This is a genomic window from Flavisphingomonas formosensis (assembly GCF_009755815.1).
Taxonomy (GTDB): domain Bacteria; phylum Pseudomonadota; class Alphaproteobacteria; order Sphingomonadales; family Sphingomonadaceae; genus Flavisphingomonas; species Flavisphingomonas formosensis.
Window position 1 is genome coordinate 522,026 of sequence record NZ_WRPK01000003.1, and the last position, 16,063, is coordinate 538,088.

The 16,063-nt window shown below is 64.7% G+C and carries 20 protein-coding genes and 1 tRNA gene; 7 read left to right on the forward strand and 14 right to left on the reverse strand.

All coding sequences use genetic code 11. The features are described from left to right. Positions 1 to 256 precede the first annotated feature (256 nt). From GQY20_RS11860 to ccmC, 7 genes are read right to left on the reverse strand one after another with little or no spacing between them, the layout of a single operon-like run. A complete protein-coding gene (locus tag GQY20_RS11860) occupies positions 257 to 898 on the reverse strand; it encodes a tetratricopeptide repeat protein (RefSeq protein ID WP_198350925.1) in 642 nt (213 codons plus the stop codon). Then, positions 898 to 1,308 carry a cytochrome c-type biogenesis protein gene (locus GQY20_RS11865; RefSeq protein ID WP_157217268.1) on the reverse strand — a complete coding sequence of 137 codons (411 nt, stop codon included), beginning with the start codon at positions 1,306 to 1,308 and terminating at the stop codon, positions 898 to 900. The genes GQY20_RS11860 and GQY20_RS11865 overlap by 1 nt, the downstream gene beginning before the upstream one ends. Further along, positions 1,305 to 1,832: a DsbE family thiol:disulfide interchange protein gene (locus GQY20_RS11870; RefSeq protein WP_157217269.1), complete on the reverse strand. Its 528-nt coding sequence runs from the start codon at positions 1,830 to 1,832 to the stop codon at positions 1,305 to 1,307. Before GQY20_RS11870 ends, GQY20_RS11865 begins: the two co-directional genes overlap by 4 nt. Further along, positions 1,829 to 3,760, reverse strand: coding sequence for a heme lyase CcmF/NrfE family subunit (locus tag GQY20_RS11875; protein ID WP_157217270.1), 1,932 nt, complete (start codon positions 3,758 to 3,760; stop codon positions 1,829 to 1,831). Before GQY20_RS11875 ends, GQY20_RS11870 begins: the two co-directional genes overlap by 4 nt. Then, the gene (ccmE, locus tag GQY20_RS11880) at positions 3,757 to 4,191 is read right to left on the reverse strand and encodes a cytochrome c maturation protein CcmE (protein WP_157217271.1); all 435 of its coding nucleotides are present in this window, start codon (positions 4,189 to 4,191) and stop codon (positions 3,757 to 3,759) included. The genes GQY20_RS11875 and ccmE overlap by 4 nt, the downstream gene beginning before the upstream one ends. Further along, positions 4,188 to 4,316, reverse strand: a complete 129-nt coding sequence (locus tag GQY20_RS32815) for a hypothetical protein (protein ID WP_269769734.1) — start codon at positions 4,314 to 4,316, stop codon at positions 4,188 to 4,190. The genes ccmE and GQY20_RS32815 overlap by 4 nt, the downstream gene beginning before the upstream one ends. Beyond that, on the reverse strand, positions 4,313 to 5,029 hold the full coding sequence (gene ccmC / locus GQY20_RS11885; protein WP_157217272.1) for a heme ABC transporter permease CcmC: 717 nt from the start codon (positions 5,027 to 5,029) through the stop codon (positions 4,313 to 4,315). Before ccmC ends, GQY20_RS32815 begins: the two co-directional genes overlap by 4 nt. Before the next feature lie 127 nt (positions 5,030 to 5,156). On the opposite strand from ccmC, the gene GQY20_RS11890 reads away from it, so the two are divergent. After that, entirely contained in the window at positions 5,157 to 6,083 is a 927-nt protein-coding gene (locus GQY20_RS11890) for a DMT family transporter (RefSeq protein ID WP_232476007.1), read from the forward strand. A gap of 33 nt (positions 6,084 to 6,116) precedes the next feature. Here GQY20_RS11890 and GQY20_RS11895 read toward each other — a convergent pair. Beyond that, a tRNA-His gene (locus tag GQY20_RS11895) sits at positions 6,117 to 6,193 on the reverse strand. A 103-nt stretch (positions 6,194 to 6,296) separates the two neighbouring features. Here GQY20_RS11895 and GQY20_RS11900 point away from each other — a divergent pair. After that, positions 6,297 to 6,713, forward strand: coding sequence for an RrF2 family transcriptional regulator (locus GQY20_RS11900; RefSeq protein ID WP_157217273.1), 417 nt, complete (start codon positions 6,297 to 6,299; stop codon positions 6,711 to 6,713). Here GQY20_RS11900 and GQY20_RS11905 read toward each other — a convergent pair. Then, entirely contained in the window at positions 6,682 to 6,963 is a 282-nt protein-coding gene (locus GQY20_RS11905; RefSeq protein ID WP_157217274.1) for a DUF2061 domain-containing protein, read from the reverse strand. The genes GQY20_RS11900 and GQY20_RS11905 overlap by 32 nt on opposite strands. A gap of 236 nt (positions 6,964 to 7,199) precedes the next feature. Here GQY20_RS11905 and cysT point away from each other — a divergent pair, with 236 nt between their 5' ends. The 4 genes from cysT to GQY20_RS11925 all read left to right on the forward strand — a co-directional run bounded on the left by cysT (position 7,200) and on the right by GQY20_RS11925 (position 10,420). After that, a complete protein-coding gene (cysT, locus tag GQY20_RS11910; protein WP_157217275.1) occupies positions 7,200 to 8,072 on the forward strand; it encodes a sulfate ABC transporter permease subunit CysT in 873 nt (290 codons plus the stop codon). Beyond that, positions 8,069 to 8,929: a sulfate ABC transporter permease subunit CysW gene (gene cysW / locus GQY20_RS11915; protein WP_232476008.1), complete on the forward strand. Its 861-nt coding sequence runs from the start codon at positions 8,069 to 8,071 to the stop codon at positions 8,927 to 8,929. The genes cysT and cysW overlap by 4 nt, the downstream gene beginning before the upstream one ends. Before the next feature lies 1 nt (position 8,930). Beyond that, complete coding sequence (locus GQY20_RS11920; protein WP_157217276.1) at positions 8,931 to 9,992, forward strand: sulfate/molybdate ABC transporter ATP-binding protein; 1,062 nt, start codon at positions 8,931 to 8,933, stop codon at positions 9,990 to 9,992. Between the two features lie 188 nt (positions 9,993 to 10,180). Next, entirely contained in the window at positions 10,181 to 10,420 is a 240-nt protein-coding gene (locus GQY20_RS11925; RefSeq protein WP_157217277.1) for a hypothetical protein, read from the forward strand. Positions 10,421 to 10,755: 335 nt separating this feature from the next. On the opposite strand, the gene GQY20_RS11930 is transcribed toward GQY20_RS11925, so the two are convergent. From GQY20_RS11930 to GQY20_RS11940, 3 genes are all read right to left on the reverse strand, one after another. After that, entirely contained in the window at positions 10,756 to 11,016 is a 261-nt protein-coding gene (locus GQY20_RS11930) for a hypothetical protein (protein WP_157217278.1), read from the reverse strand. Between the two features lie 82 nt (positions 11,017 to 11,098). Continuing rightward, on the reverse strand, positions 11,099 to 11,308 hold the full coding sequence (locus tag GQY20_RS11935) for a hypothetical protein (protein ID WP_157217279.1): 210 nt from the start codon (positions 11,306 to 11,308) through the stop codon (positions 11,099 to 11,101). Positions 11,309 to 11,437: 129 nt separating this feature from the next. Next, positions 11,438 to 11,644 (reverse strand): cold-shock protein, encoded by a 207-nt coding sequence (locus GQY20_RS11940; RefSeq protein WP_157217280.1) that lies wholly within the window; start codon positions 11,642 to 11,644, stop codon positions 11,438 to 11,440. A 375-nt stretch (positions 11,645 to 12,019) separates the two neighbouring features. Here GQY20_RS11940 and GQY20_RS11945 point away from each other — a divergent pair, with 375 nt between their 5' ends. Beyond that, positions 12,020 to 12,163, forward strand: coding sequence for a hypothetical protein (locus GQY20_RS11945; RefSeq protein WP_157217281.1), 144 nt, complete (start codon positions 12,020 to 12,022; stop codon positions 12,161 to 12,163). A 126-nt stretch (positions 12,164 to 12,289) separates the two neighbouring features. Here GQY20_RS11945 and GQY20_RS11950 read toward each other — a convergent pair whose 3' ends face one another. Both GQY20_RS11950 and GQY20_RS11955 read right to left on the reverse strand, forming a co-directional pair. After that, positions 12,290 to 15,685, reverse strand: a complete 3,396-nt coding sequence (locus GQY20_RS11950) for a beta strand repeat-containing protein (RefSeq protein ID WP_157217282.1) — start codon at positions 15,683 to 15,685, stop codon at positions 12,290 to 12,292. Between the two features lie 93 nt (positions 15,686 to 15,778). Then, complete coding sequence (locus GQY20_RS11955; protein WP_198350926.1) at positions 15,779 to 16,003, reverse strand: hypothetical protein; 225 nt, start codon at positions 16,001 to 16,003, stop codon at positions 15,779 to 15,781. Positions 16,004 to 16,063: the final 60 nt, after the last annotated feature.

Consider the following 16,063-nt stretch of genomic DNA (forward strand, 5'->3'; position numbering starts at 1 on the left):
GTTCGATGCGGTTCGATCTGGTCGCCTGCTTTCGCCGGACCTTTCCGTATGTCGTCGTCTCGACGGAGGTCGGGGTCGATTGACGCTCCGATGAAAGAACGGCCGTCGGGGCCCTCCACCCACCGAGCGCTGAATAGACCCCGACTTTCGTCGGATGACGGGTGTGAAGACACGCCATTTTGCAAAGTCTTTGCCACGCGGGAGCGGATCTCCACGCTTGTCCATATCCGGCCAGCGAAGAGCCGAGCCGGGCAAGCTATTGGCGGCCAGCCTGCCCCATGCGGGCGCGGGCCGCATCGATGACGGCGAGACGCTGCACCAGATCGGCCCGCCATGGGGCATCGTTCGGGGTCCGGGCGAGCAGCGCCCGCCAGACCGCCTCCGCCTTGTCGATCTGCCCGGCCTGGGCGTAAGCGAGACCCAGGAAGAAAGGCGGCCCGGGATGATCCGGCGCGATCTGCGCCGCGCGATCGAAGGCGAACTGTGCCGCCGGGGAGATCATGCCGCCGCCATGGGTGATCAGCGCATTGCCGAGGCCGACCCAGAGATCGGCGCTCCTGGGATATTTCTGGAGGCCGCTCTTGATCGCCACGACGGCCATCTGATCGCGCCCCATGCGATGCAGGGCATCAGCGAAATCGAGCCACTGCGCCTCGCTGCCGAAGCGCTCCATCAGCTTGGATCGCTCCGTCGCGAAGGCGGTATCCGATTGCATCACGTCCTGGTTCGGCGCCGCCGGCTGGCCCGGCAAATTCGGGCTGCCCTGCCAGGCATAGCCGGCGATGGCGACGAGCACCGCGGCGGCCATCAACTGCAAGGCGGGCCCCGACAATCTGGCGACCCGCCACAACAGGACGAAAGTGACGGCCGCGAGTAGGAAGAGGATGAGCCAGCCCATCAACGCCCCCTGCGCCTGAAACGTCCACGCGCCAGCCAGAGGCCGACGAGCAGGAAGAGGATCGGTGCCGCCCAGAGCGGCCAGGTCAGCGGTTCGACCGGAGGCCGGAAGCTGATCCAGTCGCCATAGCGGGCGACCATCCACGCCCGGATCGCCTCCGGCTTTTCGCCTGCCGCGATCCGGCGGCGCACCATGGCGCGCATGTCACCGGCCAGCTCGGCATCGCTGTCCGCGATAGACTGGCCCTGGCAGACGACGCAGCGCAGATTTTCCATCAGCGCCTTGGCCTGCGCCTCCTTGGCAGGATCGGAGAGCTGGGTGTCGGCCATCGGATCCGCAGGCATCAGCGAATCGGCCTGGGCCGTGGCGGCCCAGCCGATCAGGCCGATCAGGATCGCCGCCCGCTTCATTGCGCGGCCCGGATCGCGGCGAGGATGTCCGGCACATTTTCGGGCCGGATGTCGCCGATATGCTGGTGACGGATGATGCCTTGTCCGTCGATCACGAAGCTTTCGGGTACGCCGGACGAGCCCATCGCCACCTGCACGCTGCTGTTCGCGTCGCTGCCGATGCGGGCATAGGGATCGCCGTATCGCTTGAGGAATTCGGCAATGTCCTCCGGCCGATCGCGGATGGCGATGGCGTCGATCTCGACGCCGGCCTTGCGCAGCTCGACCAGCTGGGGCGCTTCGGCAGCGCAGGGCACGCACCAGCTTGCAAAGATGTTGAGCAGCCGCGGCTTGCCCTTGGCGAAATCGGTGTTGGCGAGGCCGGGCCGATCGGGCATCCCCGCCGGCAGGGCGAAGGCTGGCAGCGGCTTGCCCACCATGTGCGAGACGATGCTGCTGTCGCCGGGCGCATACAGCTTGCCGGCGACCATCGCGGCGAAGATCAGGAACATCGCCAGCGGCGCCCAGAGGATCGCCTTCTTCATTCCCACCACTCCTTGCCGCGCTGCGCCGCGCGCCGATCGCGCAGCAGCCGCCCCAGCAGCGACAGCGCGCCACCGATCGCGACCAGCGCGCCGCCGGCCCAGATCAAGGTGACGAAGGGTTTCCACCACAGGCGCAGCTGCCAGCGGCCATCCTCCGCCTGCTTGCCGAGCACGGTGTAGAGCTGTCCATCCCAGAGGGTGCGGATCGCCGCTTCGTTCGTCTCGGTCGGCGGCGCCCAGAAGGCGCGGGCCTGGGGCCGCATCTCCATCGGAGCGCCCGTGCCGCGGGTGGCGGTGAGCGTCGCCTCGAGCGCGGTCCAGTTCGGGCCGGCGACCGGTTCGACCCCCTCGAACCGCACGGCGAAGGGGCCGACCCCATGCACCTCGCCCGGCCGCGCGGCGACGAGGGTTTCCTGGGTGAAGGCGCTTTCGCTCGCCATGCCGGCGAGGCTTACCGCGATGCCGAGATGCGCGATCACCATGCCCCAGGTGAACAACGGCGTGCGGCGCAGATTGCGCTTCCAGAGCGGTGCGACGCTGGCCACGGCGACGCCGGCGGCGAGGATCAGGCCGAGGCTCGGCAGGAGATGCGCGCGGGGGAGAACGGCGAGGACGATCACCAGTGCGAGCACGGCGACGATCGCCGGCACCGCGAGCCGCCGTGCCAGCGCGCGGAGCTCGTCGCGCCGCCAGCGCAGCAGCGGCCCGGCCGCCATCACCACGACGAGGATCAGCGCCAGCGGGCCCGCCGCGGCGTTGAAATAGGGCGGGCCGACCGACAGCTTGCCGCCGGTCAGCGCCTCGATGCCGAGCGGATAGAGGGTGCCGATCAGGACGATGCCGAGGATCGCCGAGAGCAGCAGGTTGTTCGCCACCAGCGAGCCTTCGCGGCTGACCATGTCGAAGCGCGAGCCTTCCCGAACGGTGCCGACGCGCAGGGCGAACAGCGCCAGCGCCCCGCCGATATAGATGGCGAGCAGGGCAAGGATGAAGGCGCCGCGGCGCGGATCGACCGCGAAGCTGTGCACGCTCGTCAATATGCCCGAGCGGACAAGGAAGGTGCCGATCATCGACATGGAGAAGGCCACGACTGCAAGCATCACCGTCCAGGCGCGCAGGCCGTCGCGCGTGGCCAGCACGGTGACCGAATGGAGCAGCGCCGTCGCCGCCAGCCAGGGCATCAGCGAGGCATTCTCGACCGGATCCCAGAACCACCAGCCGCCCCAGCCGAGCTCATAATAGGCCCAGTAGCTGCCCGCGGTGATGCCGAGGGTGAGGAAGATCCAGGCGGCGAGCACCCAGGGCCGCATCGCGCGGGCGAAGGCTGCGCCGACATCGCGCGTGACGAGCGCGCCGACGGCGAAGGAGAAGGCGATCGAAAGTCCGACATAGCCGACGTAGAGCGTCGGCGGGTGGAAGGCGAGGCCCGGATCCTGGAGCAGCGGGTTGAGACCGTTGCCCTGCGCCGGCGCGGGATCGAGCCGATCGAACGGGTTCGAGGCGAAGAGCAGGAAGGCATAGAAACCGAGGCCGATCGTCGCTTGTGCGGCGAGCGTGGCGATCAACGTGCGATCCTCCAGCCGTCGCTCGAACAGCGCAACGGCGCCGCCGGCCAACGCCAGGATGGTTACCCACATCAGCATCGAGCCTTCGTGGTTCCCCCAGGTGCCGGCGAATTTGTACAGCCAGGGCTTGGCGACATGGCTGTTGGCGGCGACCAGCGACACCGACAGATCGGTGCGCAGGAAGACCAGGATCAGCGCCGCGAAGGCCGTGGCGGTGAGCAGCGCCTGGACGACCGCGACCGCACGCACGCCGCGCAGCATCGTCATGTCCCGCTGGTACAGCGCTATGGCGCCGAAGACGAATTGCAGCGCCGCCAGGGCGGCCGCGAGCCACAGCGCGGCAAGGCCGATTTCCGCGATCACTTCTTCAGGCTTTCGGACTTGTGCATCTCGCCCGCGATCTGCGGCGGCATGTAGCGCTCGTCATGCTTGGCGAGGATTGTGTCGGCGACGAAGGTGCCGCCGGCATCGAAGGCGCCCTCGGCGACCACGCCCGAATTCTCCTTGAAAAGATCGGGCACGATGCCCTTGAAGCGGACCGGCACGCTCTGCTTCCCGTCGGTGACGACGAAATCGATGGTCACCCCGTCGGCCGCGCGCCTGATCGAGCCGCCGGCGACCATGCCGCCCAGCCGCACCGCGCGGCCCGGCTCGACATGATCGCGGATCGCGTCGCCCGGCGTGTAGAAATAGGAGGCCTGATCGCGCAGCGCCGACATGGCGAGCAGGGTCGCGCCGACGATGGCCGCCAGCGCGAGCAGCGCCAGCGTGAGCCGTTGATGCTTGGGTTTCATCGCCGCCGGATCGCCTCCGCCTCGGCTTCCGCCTTGCGCATCGCCAGGAGGCTCTGCAGCAGGAACAGCGCCGGGCCACCGAGCCCGATCGCATAGGCCGCGATGATGAACGGCCAGTGGTTCATGCTTCCGCCATCCGCTTGAGCCGCGCCTCGATCTTGTTGCGCGCCAGGATGGTCCGCATCCGCATCAGCACGATCGCGCCGAAGACCATGGTGAAGCCGAGGAGCGCGATCGGCAGCGGCCAGAGGATCGAGGCGTCGATCGTCGATCCGGAGAGGGTGATGCTCTGGCCCTGGTGGAGCGTGCGCCACCACAGCACCGAATAATGGATGATCGGGATGTTGATCGCGCCGACCAGGCCGAAGATCGCCGCGATCGGATTGGCGCCGGTGCGATCGTCGCTGGCGCGGGCAAGCGCGATATAGCCGAGATAGAGGAAGAACAGGACGAGCATCGAGGTCAGCCGTCCGTCCCATTGCCACCAGGTGCCCCAGGTGGGCCGGCCCCAGATCGAGCCGGTGACGAGACAGATCGCCGAGAAGAGCGCGCCCGGCACCGCGATCGCCTGCCCGGCCACGGCCGCCAGCGGATGGCGCCAGACGAGCTGGAAGAGGCTGGCAGCCGCGATGCCGGTCCATCCCGCCATGCCGAGCCAGGCGGACGGCACATGGATGTACATGATCCGCACGCTGTCGCCCTGCAGATAGTCGGGCGGCGTAAGGAACAGGCCAGAGACGGCGGCCACGGCGACGAGCAGCGCGCCGCCCCAGCCGAGCCACGGCGTCAGGGGCCGCGCGATAGCGAGGAAGCGGGCGGGATTGGCAAAGATGTGCATAGGTCTTCGCCTGCCCTTTAGAGCAGCTTCCGCCGGGGGGGAAGCGTTCCGCATCGCCGTTGGACTCAAGTCGGGTCCGGACCTCGCTTCGCTTGCTTTCGCGCCGCCACCTGCGCACTGATCGGGCATGGCCACCGCCGCTCTCCCCGCATCGCGTCCCGACGAGCACAGGCTGCGCGGCATCGCGCTCAGGATCGGATCGGTGACCGCGCTTTCGGTGATGTTCGCGCTGATGAAGCTGGCGAGCACGCGCGGCGCCAACACGGTGGAGATCGCCTTCTACCGGAATCTTTTCGGCATGCCGTTCCTCATCGCCTACATCGCGCTCGTGCCGGGGCTGGCGGCGGTGCGTACGCGCCGGCCGCTCGTCCACGTGACGCGAACCGCGATCGGGCTCACCTCGCTGATGTTCAACGTGCAGGCGCTCGCCATGCTGCCGCTCGCCGACGCGACGGCGATCGGCTTCATGGCGCCGCTGATCGCGACCTTCCTGTCCGCGGTGCTGCTGCGCGAGCATGTCGGCGCGCATCGCTGGTTCGCGCTGGCGCTCGGGCTGCTCGGCGTCGTCGTGCTGATCCAGCCGGGCCAGACCCCGCTGCCGCCGCTCGCCGTCGCGGTCGGCCTTGCCGCTGCGCTCGGCGTCGCATCGGTGAACGTGACGGTGCGCCAGATCGCCGCGCGCGAGACGGCGACGGCGATCGTCTTCTGGTTCAGCGCCCTTTGCCTGGTGGCGCTGTTCGTGCCGCTGCTGCTCACGGCGACTCGGCATCCCGCCGAAGTCTGGATTATTCTGGGCTGCATCGGCGTGTTCGGTGCCGCCGGCCAGATGATGCTGACCGCCTCGCTGCGATTCGCGCCGATCGCGGTGCTGGCACCGTTCGATTATTTGCAGCTCGTCAGCGCGACCGGGCTCGGCTTCCTCTTCTGGGCGGCAGTGCCGGATGCGCATACGCTGATCGGCGCCGGACTGATCGCCGCCGGCGGCATCTTCACCATCTATCGCGAACATCGCCTGCACCGGGAGCGCACGGGACTCGGCCCGCCCGCGGCCTGAACGGCCCCATTCTGCTCGACTGAAGGGGGGTGCTGGGGCGATCGACGGGGATTGAACCCGCAACCTCCGGTACCACAAACCGGCGCTCTAACCAATTGAGCTACGATCGCCACACGGCGGGAAGGCCGGCCACATACGGGCTCATCACGCGGAGCGCAAGGTGGCCTGAACATTCTTGCACAGGAGTTTTTCGCCCGCCATGGTGAGGGCGCGATGCTTTCCCAACGCACACGCTACGCGATCCGCGCCCTGCTCCATCTTGCAGACCGTTACGGAGCAGGGCCCGTGCAGCTCAGCGAGATCGCCGAAGCGCAGAATATACCGGCGAAATTCCTGACGGTGATTCTTTCGGAGATGCGGCGGGCCGGCCTGATAGAAACGATGCGCGGCAAGGAGGGCGGCTATTGGCTCGCCCGGCCGCCCGCGGAGATCAGCTACGGAGAAATAGTGCGACTGACACGCGGGTCGCTCGCGCTGGTGCCGTGCGCCAGCCGCCTCGCGCATCAGCCCTGCGAGAATTGCGTGGACGAGGCGAGCTGCCGCATCCACCATGTGATGCTTGCCGTTCGCGACGAAACGGCGCGCATCCTCGACATGGTCAGTCTTGCGGAACCTCTTTCAGACGCCTGACTGCCGGCTCCGCCGCAGCGGGCTCCTCCGGCTTCTGATGGCCCCAAGGCACGGATGCCCAGGCCCGCTCATGGACGTAGTAAAGCAGGATCTTGGTCACCACCTCGGTCAACGCGATCGAGCCTGCGGCTTTCACGCTCGAGGTGAAAATCATACCCAGGATGAAAGTATCGATGCTGCCGAGCGTACGCCAGCTGATCGCCTTCACCAACGAGCGGGGATGCGATTCCCGGCCGTTGAACAAGAACATTCGCATCCTCCGCGGAAAAGCAAATCCGGATTCGGGCCTATTTCGACAGGATCGACCCGATAGTCTACAGGGCAAGAGAGGCACCACCATGCGGTCAGCGCGTTCCTACCTCTTCCGACCGAATTGCCGCGACGGTGTATGAAATGCAAATCTTGTCTAGTCCGTAGGTAGACTATTATGGCCTCATATCGCGTGGCAAGCTATGCACCCGCGCAACCACGAATGCGGGGGGAGTCATGACCAGTAGAACCGGCGTCATCGCGGCCGGAAGGCGCAGACGCGCCTGGTTTCGCGAGCCATCGATCATGCCGGGCTTCGGCATCACCCTGGGCTTCACCCTCGCCTATCTGTCTCTGCTCGTGCTCATTCCGCTCTCGGCGCTGTTCGTGCGGACGGCCGCGGGCGGATGGCACGAGTTCATCGACGTCGCCTTCTCGCGCCGCGCGGTCGCCTCCTACCGGCTGACCTTCGGCGCCTCGCTGGTGGCGGCGAGCGTCAACATGGTGTTCGGACTGATCATCGCCTGGGTGCTGGTGCGCTACCGCTTCCCCGGCAAGCGCCTGGCGAGCGCGATCGTCGACCTGCCCTTCGCCCTTCCCACCGCGGTCGCAGGCATCGCCCTCACCTCGCTCTACGCCAATACCGGCTGGGTGGGGCAATATCTCGAGCCGCTGGGCATACAGGTCGCCTACAAGCCACTTGGCATCGTCGTCGCGCTTACCTTCATCGGGCTGCCCTTCGTCGTGCGATCGGTGGAGCCGGTGCTGGCGGATCTGGGCACGGACGTAGAGGAAGCCGCCTCCTCGCTCGGCGCGAGCCGCTGGCAGACATTCCGCCTCGTCATCCTGCCGGCGATCCTGCCGGCGCTGTTCACCGGTTTTGCGCTCGCGCTGGCGCGTGCGGTCGGCGAATATGGCTCGGTCATCTTCATTGCGGGCAACATGCCCTTCCACACCGAGATCTCCCCGCTGCTGATCGTCACTCAGCTCGAGCAGTTCGACTATGCAGGTGCAACCGGCATCGCGGTAGTGATGCTGATCGTGTCCTTCATCCTCCTGGCGGTGATCAACCTGATCCAGCTGTGGAGCCGTAAGAGGCTCGCGGGATGATGGCGCTTTTCTTCTCTCCCCGCCGGCGTGGGATCGGCGGTCCGCTGTGGGTTCGGATCGTGCTGATCCTCGTCGCCCTCTCGTTCCTCGGCCTGTTCCTCGTGCTGCCGCTGGTCGCGGTATTCCGCGAGGCACTGCGTGACGGGTTCGGCGCCTATCTGGAAGCGATCAAGGATCCCGACGCGATCTCGGCGATCAAGCTCACCTTGATCACAGCGGCGATCGCCGTGCCGCTCAACGTGGTGTTCGGCGTGTTGGCCGCTTGGGCGATCACCAAGTTCGACTTCAAGGGCAAGAACCTGTTGATCACGCTGATCGACCTGCCCTTCTCGGTTTCGCCCGTGGTCTCGGGCCTCATCTACGTACTGCTGTTCGGCGCGCAGGGCTGGCTCGGACCCTGGCTGGAAAGCCACAACATCCAGATCATCTTCGCGGTGCCGGGCATCGTGCTCGCGACGGTGTTCGTCACCTTTCCCTTCGTCGCGCGCGAGCTCATTCCGCTGATGGCCGAACAGGGGCGTGACGACGAGGAGGCGGCGCTCTCGCTCGGAGCCAGCGGCTGGCAGACTTTCTGGCGGGTCACGGTCCCCAACATACGCTGGGGACTTCTCTACGGCGTGTTGCTGTGCAATGCGCGCGCCATGGGGGAATTCGGCGCGGTCTCGGTGGTTTCCGGCCATATCCGTGGCGAGACCAATACGATGCCGCTGCACGTCGAGATCCTCTACAACGAATATAATTTCGCGGCGGCCTTCGCGGTCGCCTCGCTCCTCGCGCTGCTGGCGCTCGTCACCCTCGTGCTGAAGAGCGCGCTGGAATGGCGCTACGGCTACCACGGCTCGAACACGGGACATTGAGATGAGCATAACGCTCTCCGGCATCACCAAGCGCTTCGGTGACTTCACCGCGCTCGACAATGTCAGCCTGGAGGCCCGTCCGGGCGAGTTCCTGGCGCTGCTCGGGCCGTCCGGCTCCGGCAAGACGACGCTGCTGCGCATCATGGCGGGCCTCGACTTCCCCGACACAGGCAGCGTCTCGTTCAACGGCAGCGACATCACCGACCGGCCGGTGGCCGATCGCGCAGTCGGCTTCGTATTCCAGCATTATGCACTGTTCCGGCACATGACCGTAGCCGGCAATGTCGGCTTCGGCCTCAGCGTGAAGCCGCGCCGCGAACGGCCCACCAAGGAAGAGATCCGACGCCGCGTCGACGATCTCCTGGAACTGGTGCAGCTCAAGCATCTCGGCGGCCGCTATCCCTCGCAGCTTTCCGGCGGCCAGCGCCAGCGCGTCGCTCTGGCCCGCGCACTGGCGGTAGAGCCGCGCATCCTGCTGCTCGACGAGCCGTTCGGCGCACTCGACGCCAAGGTCCGCAAGGATCTGCGCCGCTGGCTGCGCGAACTGCACGAGCGGATGGGCCTCACCTCGATCTTCGTGACGCACGACCAGGAAGAAGCGCTGGAACTCGCGGACCGCGTCGTCGTGATGGATCATGGCAAGATCGAGCAGGTGGCGGTGCCCGTCGACGTCTACGACAAGCCCGCGTCCGCCTTCGTCTTCGATTTCGTCGGCGAATCGAACCGGTTGCCGGTGACCGTCGGCAATGGTCGCATCGTCTTCGACAATGTCGCGATCGAAGGTGCGGCGCCGGACATCGCGGAAGGCGCAGGCCAGCTCTTCTTCCGCCCGCACGATGCCCGCCTCACCCAGGAGGGAGCGGGTGTTCCCGCCACCGTCTCCTCAGCCCGCCCGCGCAACGGCGCGGTCAGGATCGAGGCCCAGGTCGCGGGGCTGGAACTGCCTCTGGAACTCGACATCCCGAGCGATCAGGCACCATCGACGGGCAGCGCCATCTTCGTGCAGCCGACCCGGGCAAAGCTGTTTCCGGCAGGTCAGACGATCGCGTCCGATCAGGTGTGAGCGCCCCGGGCGCGGAGGGATGACCGTCGACGCCACGATACTGGCGGCGCGGCGCCCGCGGGCGTCAGGAGCGCCGTTGCAGCTGTGGGATTGCCGCAACTCACTGCCTGGGCAAGGCGGCGCAACCGCATACAGAAACATCCCGCGCTCACCGGCGCGCTGGTCAAGATGGTGGCGACGCTTGGGGTTTGCTCGTCATTTGCGGCGACCTCGCCCTGACCATCGAGACGACTCTCGGCCTGTCCACTATGATGCGGTTCGGATTCGTCCAGACGCCGGCGCTGCTCCGGCCGTTCGGTCTCATGGACCGGGTCGGCGCCGGCGCATCCATCCAGGATCTTTCCAGGGCGATCCGCGCCCAGTTCGAAAAGTTCGACCGGGAGCGCGGAGCGGCGCAGCGATCGGCCTTTGCCGACAGGGTTGATTGAGTGCAGCGAGGCGATGCCAACGTGGCACTGGCGATCCCCTTGCGGCATCTGACCAGTTCAACCATTGCGCATCCTAAGCATGAGCGTCGCTCATGCTGGAACCGGTCATTCGCATGCTATCGGCAGCCGTACGGCAGCGCACCCCGGTCAGTCATTGGACCCACCAGCCACCAAATCCAAATACCGCCGTTCGGAGTTGAGCGCATCCCGCAATAGTCGGCACGACATGGACGTGGCTCGGTGAGCTAGTGCAAAATCGTAGATGTTTGCACGATGCTGACGCCTGGCCGACACGAAGGGCGCGTGGGCGTAGGAGGCAAGACCGGTCGGGTCTCTCAGCGACACTCCACCAGCATGGCGAAAAGCTGATCGAGATTCTGTTGCGCGTCCTGGACGATGGGATTGGCGGCGTTGCCTGGGAGCGAGAGCGGCTTGCTCATGATATCGTGCAATTTCTGCGTCTCGCCGTTGGTAAGCAGGTTTCGCTTCCGCAGCACGATGGCGAGGCTCAATATCCCGTTGAACGCCGCGACGTCGAGAGCTTGCTGGGCTTCCAGAAGTTGCTGTGCCGTCAGATCATATTCTTGCTCCGTCATCGAGAGTCTCCCACGAAAGCGGCGGATCGCTCCGTCAGAAATGGCGATGAAGGCGCAGGGCTCGCAAAAAGGTGGTGGCGAATTACCGGGAGCTGAACTGCCCGTTCTCTGCGCCGAACTTCTGCTTGGCATAGGAGCGCGCAGCTGTAGCGCTCTTGAACGTCTCGGGCTGCGGGCTCGACGTGACGATCGGATAATTCTGGGAATTGAAGCGCGTGCTGCGGATCGTGATCCGGAACTGACCTTCATCATCCTTGGCGATTAGAAACGGCGCGACGGGTATCCGAGACATAAAGGCCTTTCTTGGTAACCGAAGGTGGATTTCCCGATCCTGTGGGGGCCCAGCGGCAGGTGCCGCCAGAAGGCGTCCGATCCGGGCGGACGGGCAAATGGCGGATGCCACAGCATCCGCCAATCACCGTCAGGCGCTCTGCAGATTCACGGCAGATGTCTTCCCGCGACGATCCGTCTCCAGCTCATAGGACACGCGCTGGTCCTTGTTGAGCGTCGTCATGCCCGCGCGTTCGACGGCAGAAATGTGGACGAACGCATCGCCACTGCCGTTTTCCGGAGCGATGAAGCCGTAACCTTTGTCGGTGTTGAAGAATTTTACGGTGCCGGTGATCATGAGAATATCCTTGTCCCATGTGTGACGGGCATGCGCCAACAGCGGCACATCCCGGCGTCTTGAAGCTCGAAAGGGACAAAGGGAGGAGCCGAAGCGGCCCATCATCCGTCGCAGGCGACGTTCAGCACCCCTCATATGGGGGAAGGCTATCCAAAAAGCCACCCCTGCCGGAAAAAGATCGACGCAGCATCAGGCAAATCAAGCGCGGCCGAACAATCCGTTGCCGTCTTGCTGACCGTCGGGCCCAACATTGCCGAAGGGGCTGCATCCTTCCGGCTCAGGGAAAGGCGTGGGAATGCGGTGTTCGGGGCTGCGTAGGATCGTTTCGCGCTTAGCGATTGACCGACTCGGACCCTTCGTTCCATCTTTGTTCTTATGAAACATGACGTCGATCCCGCGCTGCTGGACGCGGTGAACCCGCTCGCCGAGTGGATACCGCAGATCGCGTGCTTCGATTATTCGCGGAAGGTTTACCGCTCGAAGCGCGGCTGGGAGGCCGACGTCAAGGCAGGCAAGTAGATCTGCGCGCATCTCCAATGGGCGCCCACGCGCAGACGCCCGAGGAGGCGTTGGCGCGGGCCGCTCACTACGCCGCCCTGCATTGGCGGGCGCATCATCTCAGTGCCGGCTGACGGCCCGTAATCGTCAGAGCAACCATGTTCCGGTCAGCGTCGTGACGTTGCCGGTGAAGAGTATTTGCATGTCGGCGGTGGCATCGCCATTGGTATCGAACAGGGCGGTGGTGGTGTTGGTGCCGGCATCGTAGCTGAGCGTGAACTCGGCGGCGGTGTGACTAAAGGCGCCGACGAGGTGGAATGCCTGGTCGCCCGCCACCTTTGTATTCGCGTCGATCGCCGACACGTCGAGAATGTCGCCTTTGGCGAAATCGGTGATCCGATCCGAAGCCGCCAGCGTGCTGTCACCCACCGCTAGATAGCTGAAAGTATCGTTCTGCGTGCCACCGGTCAGCGTATCCGCGCCCGCACCGCCTGTGAGCGTGTCAGTACCCGCACCGCCAGTGAGGATATCGTCGCCCCCCGCCCCTTTGAGAATGTCGTTGCCGCTGCCGCCATCGACCGTGTCGTTGGATGAACCGGCGTCGATTATGTCGTTACCTGCGCCGCCATATAGGACGTTCGCCTGGGCCGATCCGGTGATCACGTCATCATAGGCCGATCCGATCACATTCTCGATGGATGACAGAGTGTCGATGCCGGCGCCATGCGTGTCCTGCGCCGTGGTGAGCGCCAGGCCGACGGTTATGGCCGATACTGCCGAAGCGTAGCTTGCCGTATCGATCCCAGCGCCGCCGATCAGATGGTCGTCGCCGAGACCGCCGACGAGCGTGTCGTTGCCGGCATTACCAGTCAGCGCGTTGTTGCCGGCATCGCCCGTAAGTTGGTCATCATAGGCGCCGCCAGTCAGATTCTCGATACCAGCCAGCGTGTCTGTGCCGGCCGCGATGGTCGACTGCGCCGTCGTGATCGCTAGGCTCACCCTCACGGCACCCGAGGCATCCGAATAGCTCGCCGTGTCGATGCCGTCGCCGCCATAGAGGAAATCGTTGCCGAGACCGCCGTTCAGGGTGTCGTCGCCCAGCGATCCGATCAGCGTGTTGGCAAACTGATTACCGGTCAGCACGTCGCTATAATCCGATCCGTAGAGGCTTTCGACATTCTGGATGATATCAATGCCCGCGCCGCCGGTATTCTGTGAAAAGGTCAGGCCGATGTTCACCGTCACGCCGGACAGCGCATGGTTGTAATAGACCGTGTCCATGCCGGCCCCGCCGTCGATCATGTCATTGCCGCCCCGGCCGTCGATCACGTCGTTGCCAGCACCGCCGTAGAGGCTGTTATTGCCGTCGTCGCCGCTCAGATAGTCGGCAAAGTCGGTTCCGATCAGTCCTTCGATGCTGGTCATGGTGACGTTGCCCGCACCCCCCGTCGCATGGACGATGCCGGTACCGGCTTCCACCGTCACGCTGACCCCCGAGGCGAGGCCCGCGAAGGAAACGAGGTCATTGCCAATGCCACCATCCACCGCGGCGCCATCGCTGGATACGATGTTGAGAGTGTCGTCGCCGCTGCCTCCATAAAGCGTATCCGGACCGCCGCCGCCCTTGATCAAGTCGTTGCCCGCGCCGCCGTAGATTATGTTAGCGTTGGCATCGCCGGAGAGCGTGTCGTTGAAGGACGAACCGATCAGATTTTCGAAGCCAGCGATGATGTCGTTGCCCGCACCACTCGTGGCCTGGGAGGTGGTCACCGCCAGACTGACGATTACCTTGTTGGTCGCGCTGGCATAGTTCAGCGTGTCGATGCCGTTGCCGCCATAGAGCGTATCCGCGCCGGTCCCGCTGCCACCGTCTATCAGATCATTGCCATCGCCGCCGAAAATGACGTTCTTGCCGGCATTGCCGGTCAACACGTCATCATAGGCGGAGCCAATCAGATTATCGATCGAGACCAGCGTATCCATGCCCGCGCCGATCGTATCCTGGGCAGCGATGAGCGCCAGGTTCACCGTCACCCCGCTGATCGCGGTCGCATAGCTCGCTATGTCTGTTCCCGCGCCGCCATCGAGACGGTCGTTGCCCGCGCCTCCGTCCAGCTGATCGTTGCCGGCCCCACCGCTCAGCACATTATCGCCCACGTTGCCGACCAAAGTGTCGTCATAGGACGTACCGGTCAGATTCTCGATGCTCATGAGGAAGTCCGTGCCCCCGTTACCGAACGCAGTTCCGATGGTGGGACCGACTGTCAGGAGCGCCGTCACCCCCGAGCTGAGCCCCGCAAAGCTCGCCGTATCGACGCCCCCGCCGCCGTACAGAACGTCATCACCGAGGCCGCCATTCAGCGTGTCGTCACCGTTGTCGCCAACGAGCACATTGTTCCCAACGTCGCCTGTCAGTTGATCGTCATAGGTACTGCCAGTGATGTTCTCGATTGACATGTATGTGTCGCGATCGCCGGCACCGCTCCCTCCGCCAGTGCCCCAGGCGCCCCCCGTCGACAGACTTGCTATTATTGGCCCGCCAGCATCGAAATAGGTAACGGTGTCGTTTCCATCACCGCCGTAGAGCACATTGACCCCCAGGCCTCCCGCCAACCGATCATCCCCATTTCCGCCGAAAAGGAAATTGGCGTCATCGTTGCCGGTCAACTCATCGCTATAGGCCGAGCCGACCAGATAATCGATGTTCACGATCTGATCGACGCCCGCCCCGAGTGTATCCTGCGCGGTCGTGATGCTCAGATTGACGACGACGCCCGTGGTGGCGTTGGCATAGCTGACCGTATCGGTGCCAATTTTGCCATCGATATAATCATTGCCAGCACCCCCGATCAGGATGTCATTGCTGTTGCCGCCATAGAGCGTATCGTTGCCCCCTCCGCCGTCTATCGTGTCTCCAGCGTAGTCAGCGGTCAGAACATCATCATGCTCGCTTCCTATGAGATTTCGAAAGCCGGAGAAAACATCGCCTGTTGCTCCACCGCCAACAGTCCCCGTCAGAAAATTTATGGTCACTCCCATATCAGAATCTTGATAGCTTAGGGTGTCGCCACCATTGCCGTACATGACGTCGGCTCCCGCCCCGCCCATCACGATGTCGCTGCCGCCAATCACATAAGGGCCGGCATGAATGACGTCATCGCCCGCTCCGCCAGCCAGCAGCGTGGTCGCCGTGCTGCCGGTCAATACGTCGTTATAAGCTGATCCGGTGAGGTTCTCGATTGAAACCAGCGTGTCGATGCCCGCACCGCCCGTATCCTGGGCGCCAGTGATAGCGAGGCTGACTGTGATACCGGATGTCGCGGACGCGTAACTCGCGGTATCGGTGCCCGCACCCCCGTCGATAATGTCGTTTCCGGCGCTGCCGTCCAGCGTATCGTTGCCGGCTCCGCCATATAATATGTCGGCGTAGACGCTGGTAATGATGCTATCGTCGCCCCCGAGGCCATAGACCGTTACACCCGAAGGGTCTACGTCGCTCGCGATCATGATATCGCTGCCGTTCGAACCGTAGACCGTCACCATTGAAATGCCCCCCGTGAATCAATTGTCTCGGGAAGTTTCCTATGGTGACCAATGCTCTCGGTGAAATGGTTTTACGGTCAAAATTGCGTGAGTTTAAAAAATCAGGGCTTGACGGATCACGTCGCCGCCGGCGCCTGTCGCCACAGGCTGAAAGGGCAGGAATCGCACCGCCTCCTGGCCGAGCCACTCGTTCACCTCGAGCAGGCGCCGCCGCAGCGGCTCGATCTCGTTTGCATAGAAGACGTCCGCCGCCTTCGCGACATCGCCGAACCCGGCGCTGTTCGTCGGCACGGTCCAGTTGGGCATCCAGGAAGTCATCGATCGCATTCTCGATCGGGTGCCAGAAGCGGCAGTGCACCGGAGCTGCGAAAATCCGGG

Excerpts from the sequence above, each read along its gene's own strand:
- GQY20_RS11860 (WP_198350925.1), bottom strand. The coding sequence starts at position 898 with ATGGGCTGGCTCATCCTCTTCCTACTCGCGGCCGTCACTTTCGTCCTG.
- GQY20_RS11865 (WP_157217268.1), bottom strand. The coding sequence starts at position 1,308 with ATGAAGCGGGCGGCGATCCTGATCGGCCTGATCGGCTGGGCCGCCACG.
- GQY20_RS11870 (WP_157217269.1), bottom strand. The coding sequence starts at position 1,832 with ATGAAGAAGGCGATCCTCTGGGCGCCGCTGGCGATGTTCCTGATCTTC.
- ccmE (WP_157217271.1), bottom strand. The coding sequence starts at position 4,191 with ATGAAACCCAAGCATCAACGGCTCACGCTGGCGCTGCTCGCGCTGGCG.
- GQY20_RS32815 (WP_269769734.1), bottom strand. The coding sequence starts at position 4,316 with ATGAACCACTGGCCGTTCATCATCGCGGCCTATGCGATCGGGCTCGGT.
- ccmC (WP_157217272.1), bottom strand. The coding sequence starts at position 5,029 with ATGCACATCTTTGCCAATCCCGCCCGCTTCCTCGCTATCGCGCGGCCC.
- GQY20_RS11890 (WP_232476007.1), top strand. The coding sequence starts at position 5,157 with ATGGCCACCGCCGCTCTCCCCGCATCGCGTCCCGACGAGCACAGGCTG.
- GQY20_RS11900 (WP_157217273.1), top strand. The coding sequence starts at position 6,297 with ATGCTTTCCCAACGCACACGCTACGCGATCCGCGCCCTGCTCCATCTT.
- GQY20_RS11905 (WP_157217274.1), bottom strand. The coding sequence starts at position 6,963 with ATGTTCTTGTTCAACGGCCGGGAATCGCATCCCCGCTCGTTGGTGAAG.
- cysT (WP_157217275.1), top strand. The coding sequence starts at position 7,200 with ATGACCAGTAGAACCGGCGTCATCGCGGCCGGAAGGCGCAGACGCGCC.
- cysW (WP_232476008.1), top strand. The coding sequence starts at position 8,069 with ATGATGGCGCTTTTCTTCTCTCCCCGCCGGCGTGGGATCGGCGGTCCG.
- GQY20_RS11920 (WP_157217276.1), top strand. The coding sequence starts at position 8,931 with ATGAGCATAACGCTCTCCGGCATCACCAAGCGCTTCGGTGACTTCACC.
- GQY20_RS11930 (WP_157217278.1), bottom strand. The coding sequence starts at position 11,016 with ATGACGGAGCAAGAATATGATCTGACGGCACAGCAACTTCTGGAAGCC.
- GQY20_RS11935 (WP_157217279.1), bottom strand. The coding sequence starts at position 11,308 with ATGTCTCGGATACCCGTCGCGCCGTTTCTAATCGCCAAGGATGATGAA.
- GQY20_RS11940 (WP_157217280.1), bottom strand. The coding sequence starts at position 11,644 with ATGATCACCGGCACCGTAAAATTCTTCAACACCGACAAAGGTTACGGC.
- GQY20_RS11945 (WP_157217281.1), top strand. The coding sequence starts at position 12,020 with ATGAAACATGACGTCGATCCCGCGCTGCTGGACGCGGTGAACCCGCTC.
- GQY20_RS11950 (WP_157217282.1), bottom strand. The coding sequence starts at position 15,685 with ATGGTGACGGTCTACGGTTCGAACGGCAGCGATATCATGATCGCGAGC.
- GQY20_RS11955 (WP_198350926.1), bottom strand. The coding sequence starts at position 16,003 with ATGACTTCCTGGATGCCCAACTGGACCGTGCCGACGAACAGCGCCGGG.